At 68.4% G+C, this 13,650-nt stretch carries 12 protein-coding genes; 2 read left to right on the forward strand and 10 right to left on the reverse strand.

The window, feature by feature from the left end:
• Positions 1-42 precede the first annotated feature (42 nt).
• Positions 43-2,058, forward strand: a complete 2,016-nt coding sequence (locus AAFN88_RS00910) for a tripartite tricarboxylate transporter permease (protein ID WP_347517619.1) — start codon at positions 43-45, stop codon at positions 2,056-2,058.
• Positions 2,059-2,143: 85 nt separating this feature from the next.
• Here the strand turns inward: AAFN88_RS00910 and AAFN88_RS00915 are convergent, their stop codons facing one another.
• Genes AAFN88_RS00915 through AAFN88_RS00925 form a run of 3 tightly spaced genes read right to left on the reverse strand, consistent with a single transcriptional unit; the run spans position 2,144 to position 4,694 of the window.
• Positions 2,144-3,217: a 4-oxalomesaconate tautomerase gene (locus AAFN88_RS00915; RefSeq protein WP_347517620.1), complete on the reverse strand. Its 1,074-nt coding sequence runs from the start codon at positions 3,215-3,217 to the stop codon at positions 2,144-2,146.
• 4 nt (positions 3,218-3,221) lie between these two features.
• Entirely contained in the window at positions 3,222-3,932 is a 711-nt protein-coding gene (locus tag AAFN88_RS00920; RefSeq protein WP_347517621.1) for a 4-carboxy-4-hydroxy-2-oxoadipate aldolase/oxaloacetate decarboxylase, read from the reverse strand.
• A gap of 30 nt (positions 3,933-3,962) precedes the next feature.
• On the reverse strand, positions 3,963-4,694 hold the full coding sequence (locus AAFN88_RS00925; RefSeq protein WP_347517622.1) for a PIG-L deacetylase family protein: 732 nt from the start codon (positions 4,692-4,694) through the stop codon (positions 3,963-3,965).
• A gap of 103 nt (positions 4,695-4,797) precedes the next feature.
• On the opposite strand from AAFN88_RS00925, the gene AAFN88_RS00930 reads away from it, so the two are divergent.
• Positions 4,798-6,054: a LysR family transcriptional regulator gene (locus tag AAFN88_RS00930; protein ID WP_347517623.1), complete on the forward strand. Its 1,257-nt coding sequence runs from the start codon at positions 4,798-4,800 to the stop codon at positions 6,052-6,054.
• Here AAFN88_RS00930 and AAFN88_RS00935 read toward each other — a convergent pair.
• From AAFN88_RS00935 to gltS, 7 genes are all read right to left on the reverse strand, one after another.
• On the reverse strand, positions 6,051-7,124 hold the full coding sequence (locus AAFN88_RS00935; RefSeq protein ID WP_347517624.1) for an Ldh family oxidoreductase: 1,074 nt from the start codon (positions 7,122-7,124) through the stop codon (positions 6,051-6,053). The two genes, AAFN88_RS00930 and AAFN88_RS00935, sit on opposite strands and share 4 nt — an antisense overlap.
• Before the next feature lie 29 nt (positions 7,125-7,153).
• Positions 7,154-7,528: a cupin domain-containing protein gene (locus tag AAFN88_RS00940; protein ID WP_347517625.1), complete on the reverse strand. Its 375-nt coding sequence runs from the start codon at positions 7,526-7,528 to the stop codon at positions 7,154-7,156.
• 155 nt (positions 7,529-7,683) lie between these two features.
• Complete coding sequence (tcuB, locus tag AAFN88_RS00945; RefSeq protein ID WP_347517626.1) at positions 7,684-8,805, reverse strand: tricarballylate utilization 4Fe-4S protein TcuB; 1,122 nt, start codon at positions 8,803-8,805, stop codon at positions 7,684-7,686.
• Positions 8,795-10,207 carry an FAD-dependent tricarballylate dehydrogenase TcuA gene (gene tcuA, locus AAFN88_RS00950; RefSeq protein ID WP_347517627.1) on the reverse strand — a complete coding sequence of 471 codons (1,413 nt, stop codon included), beginning with the start codon at positions 10,205-10,207 and terminating at the stop codon, positions 8,795-8,797. Before tcuA ends, tcuB begins: the two co-directional genes overlap by 11 nt.
• A 225-nt stretch (positions 10,208-10,432) precedes the next feature.
• Entirely contained in the window at positions 10,433-11,122 is a 690-nt protein-coding gene (locus tag AAFN88_RS00955; protein ID WP_347517628.1) for a GntR family transcriptional regulator, read from the reverse strand.
• Positions 11,123-11,224: 102 nt separating this feature from the next.
• Positions 11,225-12,313, reverse strand: coding sequence for a 4-oxalomesaconate tautomerase (locus AAFN88_RS00960; RefSeq protein WP_347517629.1), 1,089 nt, complete (start codon positions 12,311-12,313; stop codon positions 11,225-11,227).
• Positions 12,314-12,426: 113 nt separating this feature from the next.
• Positions 12,427-13,638 (reverse strand): sodium/glutamate symporter, encoded by a 1,212-nt coding sequence (gltS, locus tag AAFN88_RS00965; protein WP_347517630.1) that lies wholly within the window; start codon positions 13,636-13,638, stop codon positions 12,427-12,429.
• Between the last annotated feature and the right edge of the window lie 12 nt (positions 13,639-13,650).

Genomic DNA, 13,650 nt, shown 5'->3' on the forward strand with positions numbered 1-13,650 from the left:
CCCCGGGTGGGGCCGGTGCGCCTCTTGCGTGAAGATTAATCCATGGATCTGATCGGGACCGCACTGCCCGCCCTCGGCGAGGCGGTGACTCTTATTCTTCAACCCGAACAGCTGATGTTCCTGTTCATCGGCGTTCTCCTGGGCCTTTCGGTCGGGGTCTTCCCGGGTTTGGGCGGGATCGCCGGGCTGTCTCTGGTCCTGCCCTTCATCTTCGGCATGGATCCGGTGTCCGGCCTGGCGCTCATGGTCGGCCTCATCGCCGTGGTCCCCACCTCCGACACCTTCGCCTCGGTGCTGCTCGGCATCCCCGGCTCCACCGCGAGCCAGGCGACGGTGCTGGACGGCTTTCCGCTGTCCAAGAAGGGCGAAGCCGCGCGGGCGCTTTCCGCCGCCTTCGCCTCCTCGCTGTTCGGCGGCATCCTGGGCGCCTGCGTCCTGACGTTCTTCATCCTCATCGCCCGCCCCCTGATCCTCGCCTTCGGTCTGCCGGAGATGCTGATGATCACCATCCTCGGCTTGTCGATGGTGGCGATCCTGGCCGGTCGCATCCCGCTGAAGGGCGTGGTCGCCGCGGGCCTGGGCCTGATGGTCGGCACCATCGGCGAAGCGGCCGCCGGTGGCAGCCTGCGCATGGCGACCTACGACATCCCCTACCTGATCGACGGCTTCTCCCTGGTCATCGTCGGCCTGGGCATCTTCGCCATTCCCGAGATCGTCGCCCTGCTGCGCCAGGACCGCGCAATCTCCAAGACCGGCGGCCTGGGCAAGGGCTGGATCGACGGCGTGCGCGACTGGTGGCGCAACATCTGGCTGTCCATCCGCTGCTCCGCCATCGGCGTGCTGGTGGGGGTCATTCCGGGCCTCGGCGGCTCAGTCGTGGACTGGATCGCCTACGGTTTCACCGTGCAGTCGACGAAGGACAAGAGCCGCTTCGGCAAGGGCGAGATCCGCGGCGTCATCGGCCCCGAGTCCTCAAACAACGCCAAGGAAGGCGGTGGCCTGGTGCCGACGCTGATCTTCGGCATCCCCGGCTCGGGCAGCATGGCCGTCTTCCTGGGCGGCATCGCCCTGCTGGGTTACGATCCCGGCCCGCACATGGTGCGCCACAACCTGGACATCACCTATACGATCGTCTGGTCGCTGGCCATCGCCAACGTGCTGGGCGCCGGGCTGTGCATCGCGCTGTCCAACCAGATCGCCAAGCTGACGACCATCCGCTTCACTTTGGTCGCCCCCTTCCTCTTCATGGTCATTGCCTTCGCCGCCTTCCAGTCGCGCCAGTCGCTGGGCGACCTGGCGGCGCTGATGGCCATCGGCGTGCTGGGCATCTTCCTGCGCCGCTTCGAGTTTTCGCGCCCGGCCTTCCTGATCGGCTTCGTGCTCTCGGCCCAGGCCGAGGCCTTCTCCAACATGGCCAACCAGATTGCCGGCGCACGCTTCCGTCAGGGCTTCATGGACGGCCTGGAGTACGTCGCCTCGCCCATCGTGCTGGTGATTCTGCTGCTGATCGTCGTTTCGGTCATCATCGGCATCCGCCAGGGCAAGCACATCCTGGGGTCCGACACGCCGCCGACCGGCGGCAAGCGCGCACCGCTGGTCTTCTTGATCTGCATCCTCGGCTATCTGCTGGTCGCCTGGTTCGACGCCCTGGGCATCGGCCGGGTCGGCGACAAGATCTTCCCGGTGACGGTCGGCGCGGTGACCCTGGTCTGCGGCTTCGCATTGTTGATCCAGATGATGCGCGTCCCCGAGAACAACGCGATCTTCGCCGACTTCGAGCGCGGCGGCGAGGACGCCAGCGCGCCGCACGGCCTCTGGGCGACACTGGGCTGGTTCGCCTACCTGCTGGTGCTGTCCGGTCTCCTGGGCTTCATCCTGGCGGCGACGATCTTCTTCCTCACCTTCCTGCGCGTCCGCGCGCAGGTGTCATGGCTGCGGACCGTCATCCTGACGGCCATCGCCATCGGCTTCATCTGCTTCCTGGCCGGCACCCTGGGCCGCGACTTTCCGCCGGGTCTGCTGCAGGAGTTCGTGCGCCTGCCCTGGCCGCTGACGTAAGCGCCGCTGCAAGCAGAACAACGAAACCCCCGGGCCGCCGCCTCAACGGCGCCCGGGGGCTTTCTTTGCCGTCACTGACCGGAAACTAGCCTGCGTCGCGGGCGAAGACCCGGCCCTCGAAGAGCTTGCGGGCGGTGCGCAGAAAAGCGGCGCGTTTGATCTGCGGCGGTGCGTTGCCCTCGTCGACCTCGACAATCACGTCGAGCGCGCCGCCGGGATGCTCGACCGCCAGCGTCTTCGAGGCGCCTTCGGGGATCGCGGCCACCTCCGATGCGGGCGAGCCGGGCAACAGACAGGCCGTGGCCACGCTGATGGCGCCGAAGACGCCGATGGTGGCGTGACAGCGGTGCGGAATGAAGGTGCGGGTGGAAACGCAGCCGCCGTGGCGCGGCGCCGAGACCATGGTCATCTTGGGAACGGTCTGCTCGGCGACGTCGCCCAGGTTCATCAAGGGGCCGGCGGCCAGGCGAATCTCCTCCAGGCGCGCCTTGAGCTTGCCGTTGGCATCCAGCTCCTCGCGCGTCTCCTCGCCGCTGATTCCCATGTCGGAGGCCAGCATCACCACCACCGGCATGCCGTTGTCGATCAGCGTGACCCTCGCGCCCGCGACTTCGTCCACCGCGTTGCCGGTCGGCAGCAAGGCGCCGCAGGTGGAGCCGGCGGCGTCGGTGAAACTCAAGGGCACCGGCGCGGCGCTGCCCGGCACGCCGTCGATCTGAGCCTCGCCCCGGTAGCTCGGCTTGCCGCCGGGCGTGGCGATCTCGGCGACCGCGGTCTGGCCGCTGTTGGACAGGTAGATGGTGACGGGGGTGACCGGGTCGGCGGCGGGCACCAGCCCCTTCTCGATGGCGAAGTAGCCGACCCCGGCCAGGATGTTGCCGCAGTTCTGGCCGTAGCCGACGCGGGCCTCGTCAACGAAGACCTGGGCGAAGAGGTAATCGACGTCGATGCCGGGGCGCGCCGAGCGCTGGACGATGGCGACCTTGCTGGTCAGGGGGTCGGCGCCGCCGATGCCGTCGATCTGGCGCGGGTCCGGCGACCCCATGACCGCCAGCAGCAGCGCGTCGCGTGCAGCCGGATCCTGCGGCAGATCGCCGGCCAGGAAATAGGCGCCCTTCGACGTGCCGCCGCGCATCAAGGTGCAAGGAACCCCGCGCAAGGCTTCAGCCCTCCGTCCTGCCGGCAGCGTAGTCCGCATAGTCGACGTACTTCAGACCCTTGTCCGCCAGGCGCGCGCGCATCCCGTAGATATCGAGACTCAACTCGCCGGCCTTGAGCCGGGCGCGGGTGTCGTCCTCCTTTTCCTCGCGGGCGCGGGCCGCCGCCAGCACCACCTCGGCTTCCTCGCGTTTGACCACGCAGACACCGTCGTCGTCGGCGACGATCACATCGCCCGGCGCCACCGCGGCGCCCGCGCAGATGACAGGGACATTCACAGAGCCGAGAGTCTCCTTCACGGTGCCCTGGGCCGAGACCGCCTTCGACCACACCGGGAAACCCAGCTTCGTCAGGTCGGACGTATCGCGGGTGCCGGCGTCGATGATCAAGGCACGCACCCTGCGCGCCAGCAGCGCCTGCCCCAGCAACTCGCCGAAAAAGCCCTGATCGCCGGGCGAGGTCGGCGCGGCGACAACGATGTCGCCTTCCTGGCATTGCTCCACGGCGACGTGGATCATCCAGTTGTCGGCAGGCGCCATGGAGGCGGTGACGGCACAGCCCGCCACCCGCGCGCCCGGATAGATCGGGCGCATGTAGCTCTGCATCAGGCCCTTGCGGCCCTGGGCCTCGTGCACCGTAGCGACGCCGCAGGCCGCCAGGCCGTCGACGATGGCACGCTCGGCACGCGGGCAGTTGGTGACGACAATGTTGCTCATCCTTCGTTCTCCCTCACAGCGCGCCGCCTCTCACAAGCCGTCGACCGTGCGCGGGAAGATCGACTGGAAAGCCTCGGCATACTTGGCCGGGCGGCCGCCAGCCTGGCCGCCGGAGTTGCGGCGGAACTGGTTGGCGCGGTTTGCGGCCACGTTGGTGTAATAGCTCCAGAGGTGCTCCTGGCCCTCCATGCACTGGATGGCTGCCCATTTCTGCTCCCAGACGTCGGTGATGTCGAGGATGGTATCCGGGCGCCAGTCGCATTGCTCGGTCTGGTGCGGTTCGAAGAGATAGAGCTGCGGCGCGCCCAGCACCTTCTCGCCCGGCTTGTGGCCCCAGGCCTGGGCCGTCGATCGGCACTCCAGCGTCACCTGGGTGGCGTAGGGATGGTCGCCGTTGTAGGGGTCGGCCTTGGAATGACTCAGCAGGAAGGAAGGCTGCACCCGCCGCATGGTGTCGACCAGGCGCTCCTTGGCCTCGGGGCCGGCGACCAGCGGATAGTCGCCCAGGTCGAAGAACTCGATGTCGTGGGCGTTCAGCGCCTTGGCGGCGGCCTCGGCCTCCTTGCGGCGGGCGTCCTTCACCCGGTCCAGGGTCATGCCCGGCTGCTTCCACAGCTTGGCGGACTCGCCGCGCTCGCCAAAAGACAGGCATACGATGGTCACCGCATCGCCCTTGGCCGCATGCAGGGCGATGGCCCCTCCCGCGCGCCATACGAAATCAGCGGCGTGCGCACTGACGACCAAAGCGGACTGCCCAGCCATTAACTCCTCCTGAAACGCAATTCCTGTGTCGCCGGGCAGTATTGCCGTCAACGCCTGTGTTGTATAAGAAATTCACTGATCGAAGCATTACATGTTGCTATTCATGAGCGATCAAACAATCCGCGCGAACCGGCCGAACCTGCGTCATCTGCGGGCCTTCAGCCTGGCGGTGCGCGAAGGCAACATCAGCCGGGCGGCGGAAGTGGCGCGCGTCACGCAATCCGCCGTCAGCCAGGCCGTGGCCCGGATGGAGATCCATTACGGCTGCCGCCTGCTGGAGCGCGGCACCACCGGCGTCTACCCGACCGACCTGGGCCGGGTGGCGGTGGAGCGCATCGACCGGGCACTGGAACGGCTGCGTTCGGCGACCCAGCGCGTCTGCGCCGCACGCGGGAGCGGCCGCGGCGGCGCCCTGCCCGACCGCATGCTGACCCTGTCGCAACTCGACGCCTTCGTGGCGACGGCGCGCGCCGGCGGCTTCAAGGCCGGCGCCAAGCGCCTGGGAATTTCTCAACCTTCCGTGCACCGCGCCGTGCGGCAGTTGCAGGACGTGCTCGGCGTCGACCTGCTGGAGCAAACGAGCCTGGGCCTGGCACCGACCCGGGGCGGCGCCGATTTCGCCACCTCTGTCGGCCTGATCCTGAGGGAAATCGACCTGGTCGCCGACGACCTGGACGAAGCCCGCGGCCGGCACCAGGGCCGGGTCGCCATCGGCGCCCTGGCACTGGGCCGCACGGAGCTGGTGCCGCGGGCGGTCGCGCGCGCCAGCCGCGCCTTTCCCGATGCGAACTTCCTGATCCAGGACGGCACCTACGATCAACTGCTGCACGGGTTGAGGGCCGGCGACCTGGATCTCGTGGTGAGCGCCGGACGCCCGCTGCCCACCGACGATGTGGTCGAAGACTTGCTGTTCGAGGACCGCTTGGCGGTCGTCGCCCGCGCCGATCATCCCCTGCTGGCCAAGGGCGTGACGTCGCTCGCGGACCTGGCGCGCTTCCCCTGGATCTTGCCGCGCGAGGGGACACCGACGCGGCGGAGCTGCAACGCCTTGCTGGACCGGGCCGGCGCACAGCATGCACAAGGCCTGGTCGAAACCGGCTCGCAGGCCTCGGTGCGCGGCCTGCTGCTGGAGAGCGACCGCCTGACCGTGCTGTCGCGCCATCAGATCGCCCCGGAACTGGAGGCCGGGCTGCTGACGGCGGTCGACCTCGAACTGCCCGAATTGCAGCGCACCATCGTGGCCACCCTGCGGCACGACTGGAAACCGACCCAGGTTCAGGCCGCCCTGCTGGCGGAGCTGAAGGCCATCACGCGGGAATGGAGCGCCGCCGACGCCGAGGCGCAGGCGGCTTCGGCTTAGAGCGGATTCCCCGACGCCAGGGCCTCGATCTTGGCCAAGAGGCCGGCGGGCAGAACGATCCCCTTTTCCAAGGCCTCGGCGCGGCGCAGTTGCTCGCGCTCGCCGGGAATCTGCACCGGCTGCGCCGGATCGGCCGGCGGGGTCTCGCGGATCAGGCGGCGGAAGCGCTCCACCGCGGCCGCATACTGCTCGGCGCCGAGCAGGCGGGCGGGATCGAGCAACAGGAAGAAGTGGCCGGTCCCGCAGGCGCGCTCCGGATAATCGGTCCAGGGCGAGATATCGGTGAGGAAACGCGCGCCGGTCAGCACGCCGGAAAGCAGGTCGACCGCCTGGGACAATCCCGAACCCTTGTGCCCGCCGAAGGGCAGGAGGAAGCCTTCCAGGGCCGCCACCGGGTCGCTGGTCGGCCGGCCGGCGGCATCCACCGCCCAGCCTTCGGGAATGGCGGTGCCTTCGTCGCGCGCCTTGCGAATCTTGCCGCGCGCCGCAACGCTCATCGCCATGTCGAGGATGAAGTGCGGCGCGCCATCGCCGGCCGAAGGGGGGCAGGGCGCGGCGATGCAGAGGGGGTTGTTGCCGAGGCGCGCTTCGCGCCCGCCCCAGGGCGCAATGGTGGTGGAGGCGTTGGTGCCGCAAAGCAGCACCAGTCCCTTCTCGCAGGCCTTCAGCGCATAGGGGGCCAGCGCGCCCAGGTGATTGGAGTTGCGGCAGCCGACATAGGCAAGCCCGCTTTCCGCCGCCATCTCGAAACCGGCGTCCAGCCCGGCCATGGCCACCGCCGGGCCGAGGCCATTACCCCCGTCGACCAGCGCCAGCGACGGCGTCTTGCGCTCCACCGTGATTTCGGCGTCGGCGGCGATGCCGCCCAGGCGCAGACGCTCGCTGTAGAGCAGGACGCGCAACACGCCATGGGTGCCGAGCCCCATGAGATCGCCTTCCACCAGGATATCGGCGCTCAAGGCGGCGTGGCGTGGGGACGCTCCGGCGGCGGTCAGCGCCGCCTCGGCAAGGCGCAGCAGTTCTTCGCGCGCGACCGTCGCGGTGTCGTGCTTATCCCGTTCATCCGTCATTCTTCGGAACCTCCGGCCGGGGCGCAGATCTAGCCGTCCTCCACCGCAAAGCCGCTGCCGGCTTCCCTGTAGGCCTTGCGCGGCGGCGCGAAAATGTCCATGACCACCATGCCCTCGTCGCCCGCGACCATGGTGTGCGGCAATCCACCCGGCGTGCGCCAGAAATCGCCCGGCTTCACCGCCACCTCTTCCTCGCCCTGAAAGCGCAGGCCGGAGCCGGAAAGACAGTGGCCCCACTGTTCCTCGGGGTGATGATGCAGCGTCCCCTTGGCACCCGCCGCGAAGCGGACGATGGAGATCTGTGCGTGCTCTCCGGAAAAGACCGTCGTGGTGATGCCGGGGGCGAGTTCGCGGTGAACCCCGCCATCGGACTTGTCGATGTTGAAGAAAAGCTGTTCCTGCATGTTGCCTTACCCTCCCCGTGATCCGCAGTGCCGTATTGTCCGGCTTAACGGAAGAATCTAACGCCGGCTTTCCCGCCTGTCATGCCGCCCCTGGGATCGGGGCCGGACACCCGCCGGCGGCCGGACCAATGGCCCTGAGCGGTCACCGGGGAGGCTCAGGACTTCGCAGCACGCTGCTGCGCCTCACGGGCCAGCGCCGCCAGGCGGTAGAAGCCGTGCACCATTTTGGAGTACGGCGTCAGCAGGAAAAAAGCGAGCACGGACCCCAGGTGCAGCGCCAGCAGCCAGGGAACGGCTGTAGTGCTATTGGCCGCGTAGAGCACCAGGCCCGAGAGGCTGACGAAGAACAGCAGCAGCACGAAGGCCATCTCGCCGCCCCAGACGCCCGGCGCACCCAGCGCGCGCGCGCCCCGGGTCTTTAGCATGGCGAGGCGCAGGGTGCCGAGGCACAACAGGATACCGCCGGAAAGGCCGAACAGCTTGGGCAGGCTGAAGAGGCCGTAAGGCGCCGGCATGTCGAAGAGGTAGTGCATCAGCGTCGCGACGCTGGTCGCGGCGAAGCACAGCAGGAAGCCGTAGAGCGTCGCCTGGTGGGCGAAACGCCGCTCGTTGGAATAGCGGTCGCCCTTCTCGAAATTACAGCCCTGCCCCTGGCCGCCGTCGAGGTTGCGCAGCACCGCCGCGTCCTTGAAGGCCGCCGCCAGGTGACGGCCGCGCAACGGCGCTCCGCCGACCTCGCGCCAATAGCGCCGCAAGCCCACCGCCAGCGCGGCCAGCGGCAGCAGGAAGGCCGGCAGGAAGATCGCGACCATGGCGTTGTGCGACAGGAAGGCATAGAAGCCCTGCCCCGCCTCCGGGCGCAGCGCCTGGATGAGCAGCAGCAGGACGGCGAAGCCGGCGACCAGCGCCGCCGCGACCGCCACGCCGTGGCGGTGGAAGACGCGGCCCAGGGCCGCGGGCCAGGCGCTGCGCGTCCAGCTATCCTGGCGCACCGCCGCCAGGGCAGCGGGCACGTTGAGATCGAACTCGTGCGGCGCGGAATACTGGCAGGAGTAGTAGCAGCCCCGGCAGTTGTGGCAGAGGTTGGCGAGCTGGATCATGTCGCCGTCGGCGAAGGCCTTCTGCCGCGTCATCGCCGGGAAGACCGCGCAGAAGCCCTCGCAGTAGCGGCAGGCATTGCAGATCTCAATCTGGCGGCGCGCCTCGGCGATGGCGGCCTCGCCTTCCGCGTCGCCGGCGAACTGCAGGAGCGAAGGAGTCGTGGCCTCAGAGGACATGGTCAGCCGCCTCCCTGCCGGCGATGCGCCCGAAGACGGTGCCGATGGTCATGCCGAAACCGGCGAGATAGCCCTCGCCCAGCACGTTGCCCGCCATGATCTCGCCGGCCGCCCAGATATTGGCGTAGCGGCCGTCCCCAACGCCTTCGGGCGCTGTGACCCGCGCGGTCTCGTCGACCTTCAGGCCCAGGTAGGTAAAAGTGACGCCGGGGCGCAGCAGGTAGCCGTAGTAGGGCGGCGTATCGAGGGGACGCGCCCAGTTGGTCTTCTCCGGCGCAACCCCTTCGGTCGCCAGCCCGTCCAGCTCGGTCGGATGAAAGACGCCCTCCCGGCAGGCCTTGTTGAAATCCTCGACCGTCTGCTTCAGCGCCGGCACCGGCAGGCCCAGGCGCCGGGCCAAGCCCTCAATCGTTTCCGCCTTTTCCGGCGGGAAGACCGTGGGCATGAAGAGATCGATGCTCTTGTGGTCGATGATCGCGTAGGCCATCTGGTCGGGTTGCGCCGCCACCAGCCGCCCCCAGATGGCATAGCGCTTCGGCCAGACGTCCTCGCCTTCATCGTAGAAGCGCCGGCCGTCCTTGTTCACGACGATGGAGAAGGGCACGCAGTCGATGCGCGTGGCGATGCCGCCGTCGTACTTCGGCGCGCGGCCGTCGATGGCGACGGCGTGGCACTGGGTCGGATCGCCGATGCTCTCCGCGCCCTGGTCCAGCAGGTCCTTCAGCACCACGCCCCTGTTGTAGGGCGTGCCGCGGATCAGGAAGTTGCGCGCCGAGGGCCCCCAGGCGCGCGCCAGCCAGTCGATGTCGGCCTGGAAGCCGCCGGCGGCCAACACCGCGGCCTTGCCCGCGATCCGCAACGTCTCGCCGCCCAGTTCGACCTCCACATGGGTGAAGCGGCCGTCCTCGATCCCGACGTGGACGACCTGCGCCTCGTAGACGGCGCGCACGCCCAAGTCCTCCGCCGTGTTGTAGTAGGCGTTGACCAGGGCCTTGCCGCCGCCCAGGAAGAAGGCGTTGGTCCGCGACAGGGAGAGCGTGCCGGACAGCGAAGGCTGGAAGCGCACGCCGTGAGCCTCCATCCAGGGCAGGCAGGCTTCGGACTCGCGGATGGCCAGGCGGGCGAGGCCCTCGTCGGTCTTGCCCTTGGTCACCACCAGAAGATCCCGGAAGTATTCTTCTTCCTCGTAGGCCTCGGTCAGCACAGAGAGTGGATCGCGATGCATGCAGCGGAAGTTGCGGGTGTGGCGGCTGTTGCCGCCGCGGTAGGGCTTCGGCGCGCCTTCGAGGATCAGCACGGAAGCGCCCTTCTCCGCCGCCGTGATGGCGGCGCAGAGCGCCGCGTTGCCGCCGCCCACCACCACCACGTCCCAGGTGGTCTCGACCAGGGATCTGTCGGCCATTTCACTAGGCATCGGGCTGGCCTGCGCCCCCATCGCCGGCGGCAGTCGCGACGGCGGCGCCAACAATTGTTGCGGTCACCCTCGGGCTTGACCCGAGGGTCCAGGGCAACCGCTCGAGCACTTGCCCCTGGATCCCCGCTCGCGCTCGCTGCCGCTCGCTTGGCCGGGATGACGGCCTGAGTGGGCGGCAGGGATCTGCGCAGGTACTAGGCAGCATGGAGAAAATCACGGCACCGCCTGCACGACGGCGCGCAGCTGGCGCAGGCGGGCGCGGTGCGCCGCCTCGATATGCCGGCGCATGACCTCTTCGGCCTTGGCGGCGTCACGGGCGCGCAGGGCGTCCAGAACCTCCGCATGCTCGGCCACGGCCTCGCGCACGCGGTCCGATTCGGAAAGCGTCGAGCGCCCGAGGATCAGCAGCGTCTTTTCCAGGCTGTTCACCGACCGGGTCAGGTATCGGTTGCGGGCCGCGTCGAGCAGCGTGCGGTGGAACTGCTTGTTGAGCGCGTAGCTCTTGAGGCCGTCGCCCTCGGCGGCGCGCAGCTCCCCGTTCAGAGTTTCCAGCTCGGCGATCTCGACATCGGAGGCGGCGCGGGCCGCCAGCCGCGCGGCGGTGCCTTCCAGCACCGCGCGCATCTCGTAGAGCTCCATCACCTCGGCATAGTCGAGGGTGCGGATGGCGGCGCCGACCCTCGGCACGTGGACGACCAAGCCGTCGGCCTCCAACTGCCGGATGGCGTCGCGCACCGGCGTGCGGCTGATGCCCAGGCGGTTGGCCAGTTCGACCTCGCGCAGCCGGGTGCCCGGCAGCAAGGTGCCGGAGGCGATCTCGTCCAGCAGCCGCTGGTAGGCGGTCTTGCCCTGCAGCGCCTCGGGCGCGGGGACGGCGGTCTTTTGGGCGCGCGGCACGGCCACCTCTATCTCTCCCGCTTATTTGTATTCTTTTGTATACAATATTATTCGATGCGGCTCAAGCCATCCAAGACCTTGAAGCACGTGACTTTTCCCGGAACCCGCTCAGCCCGCCCAGACGGCGCCGGGCACATAGATCTCGCCGCGGGCCAGCAGCCGCGCCGTCCGCAGCAGCCCGGCCGAGCGCAGCTCGAAGGCTTCCCCTTTCATCTCGTAGTCGACGGTGACGTCGATCCGGCCGGAGGCGTGCTCGATGGTGACCACCGCCGGCTGCCCTTCCGCCGGCTCGGCCAGGCCCTCGGCCACGGTGCCGGGGGTCAGCGCGCAGGAGGCCAGGCACTGGGAGCCGGTCACCGCCATGCTGGGGTGGCAGTTCCAGGGCATGAAGTAGCGCGCCGAGACAGTGCCGCCCTCGCGCGCCTTGGAGAGGATGCCGAATTTCGGGGTCACCGACTTGGAGACGTCGCCCAAGCCCATCATCTCTCCGGCCTTACGGCGGATCGGCTCCATGCGCGCGTAGAAATCCTTGTTGGCGTCCAGTTCCTCGCGGGTCTCATAGCCGGTGAGGCCGAAGTCCGCGGCCCGCGCGATAACCATGGGCATGGCAACGTCCATGCAGGTCACCTCGATGCCGTCGATCTCCTGGCGCAACTTGCCGGTGGGCAGCAAGGCACCGCAACTGGAGCCCACCACATCCATGAAGTTCAGCAGCACCGGGGCCGCGGTGCCGGGCACACCGTCGATCGCCGCCTCACCTTCGTATACCACCTTGCCGCCGGGCGTCTGGACCACGGCTTCGACCAGGGCGCCGGTATTGACGGCGTGGATGCGGATGCGGGTCTCGCCGTCGGCGGGCGCGAAGAGGCCCAGCTCGATTGAGGCCGGCCCGACGCCGGAGAGCATGTTCCCGCAGGTCGGCTTGTAATCGACCAGGCGCTCCTCCACCGCCACCTGACCGAAGAAGTAGTCGATGTCGGCGTCCTCGCGCTCGGAGCGGCTCAGCATGACGACCTTGGTGGTCACCGCGGCGCCGCCGCCGATGCCATCGATGTTCAACGGGTGGCCGGCGCCCACGGCGGCGATCAGCACCTGGGAGAGGGTATCGAGATCCTCCGGCAGGTCGGCGCGCTTGAAATAGGGGCCACGCGAGGTGCCGCCGCGCATGAAGAGGAACGGGATGGCCGTTTGGGTCATAAAGCGAAGTTTCCCTTGGAGAGCCCAGAAACCGCCGGCATCCGGGGCCGGCGCCAAGCATCAGTAACGGTATACAAGCGAATACAATAGCTTCCGTCAAGGCGGGAGGCCGCTCAGAAGCCCTGCATGAACTCCATGCCGAGGAAGGCCTTGATAACGAGCGCGTTCAAGAGGTCGAGGAAGAAGGCGCCGACAAGGGGCACCACCAGAAAAGCTTTCGGAGAGGGGCCGTATTTCTCGGTCACGGCGTTCATATTGGCGATGCCGACCGGCGTCGCGCCCATACCCAGTCCGGAGAAGCCTGCGGCGACGACGGCAGCATCGTAGGTCCCGCCCATCGCCCGGAAGACGATGAAGACGGCAAAGAGGGTGATGACCGCCATTTGGGCGAAGAGCGCCAGCAGGATCGGCCCCATCGCCCCGGCCAGAACCCAGAGCTGCATGCTCATCAGGCTCATGGCCAGGAAGAGCTGCAAGCTCAGCTCGGAGGCGCGTTCGCGCGTCACCGGGTCGAGCCTGATCTCCAGCAGGTCGGCACCGTTGACGAGAACGATGCCCACCAGCATGGCGGTCAGGAAACCCGGCAGGGTGACGCCGTGCGAAAAGAGGAACTGGTTCACCAAGTCGCCCGCCTCCACGCAGACGGCGAGCAGCAGCAGCATGCCCAGAGTCGAGGAGATCGGCGGCAGGCCCCGCGCCACCGCAGGTTCGGCCGTCGCGGCCGCGCCGCCCTCGGACTCCTTCCGGCAGACCGCCTGCAAACCGTTCCGCTTAATCAGCCGCTCGGCGATGGGGCCGCCGAGGAGGCCGCCGGCAATCAGACCGAAAGTGGCGAAGGCGATGCCGATTTCCCGGGCACCCTGCAATCCCGCCTCCTCCGCCACGGCGCCCCAGGCGATCGCGGTGCCGTGCCCGCCGGCCAGGGAGACGCTGCCGCCGAAGAGGCCGTAGCCGGGATGCTCATCGAAGGCCAGGGCGAGCAGGACACCGGTGGCGTTTTGCAGAATCAGCAGGACGGCGGCTGCAACCAGCAGCACGACCAGCGCCGAGCCGCCCTGTTTCAGGAGGCTCAGCCGCGCCGAGAGGCCGATGGTGGAGAAGAACACCAGCAGCAGCAGGTCGCGCAGGCGGGTATCGAAATGAATGGTGACGTCAAAGACGTAGTAGATGGCCGCGACCGCCAGGCTGCACAGCAGCCCCCCGGTGACGGCGACCGGAATACTGTAACGCTCCAGGAAGGCGACCTTCCGGTTGATGAAGGTACCGGCAAACCAGACGGCGACTGCCAGAACGACAATGTTCGCACCGCCGACCGTATAGTCCATTCCGCCCTGCTC

This window comes from Pelagibius sp. CAU 1746 (genome assembly GCF_039839785.1).
GTDB lineage: Bacteria > Pseudomonadota > Alphaproteobacteria > Kiloniellales > Kiloniellaceae > Pelagibius.

Excerpts from the sequence above, each read along its gene's own strand:
- AAFN88_RS00910 (WP_347517619.1), top strand. The coding sequence starts at position 43 with ATGGATCTGATCGGGACCGCACTGCCCGCCCTCGGCGAGGCGGTGACT.
- AAFN88_RS00920 (WP_347517621.1), bottom strand. The coding sequence starts at position 3,932 with ATGAGCAACATTGTCGTCACCAACTGCCCGCGTGCCGAGCGTGCCATC.
- AAFN88_RS00925 (WP_347517622.1), bottom strand. The coding sequence starts at position 4,694 with ATGGCTGGGCAGTCCGCTTTGGTCGTCAGTGCGCACGCCGCTGATTTC.
- AAFN88_RS00930 (WP_347517623.1), top strand. The coding sequence starts at position 4,798 with ATGAGCGATCAAACAATCCGCGCGAACCGGCCGAACCTGCGTCATCTG.
- AAFN88_RS00935 (WP_347517624.1), bottom strand. The coding sequence starts at position 7,124 with ATGACGGATGAACGGGATAAGCACGACACCGCGACGGTCGCGCGCGAA.
- AAFN88_RS00940 (WP_347517625.1), bottom strand. The coding sequence starts at position 7,528 with ATGCAGGAACAGCTTTTCTTCAACATCGACAAGTCCGATGGCGGGGTT.
- tcuB (WP_347517626.1), bottom strand. The coding sequence starts at position 8,805 with ATGTCCTCTGAGGCCACGACTCCTTCGCTCCTGCAGTTCGCCGGCGAC.
- tcuA (WP_347517627.1), bottom strand. The coding sequence starts at position 10,207 with ATGGCCGACAGATCCCTGGTCGAGACCACCTGGGACGTGGTGGTGGTG.
- AAFN88_RS00960 (WP_347517629.1), bottom strand. The coding sequence starts at position 12,313 with ATGACCCAAACGGCCATCCCGTTCCTCTTCATGCGCGGCGGCACCTCG.
- gltS (WP_347517630.1), bottom strand. The coding sequence starts at position 13,638 with ATGGACTATACGGTCGGCGGTGCGAACATTGTCGTTCTGGCAGTCGCC.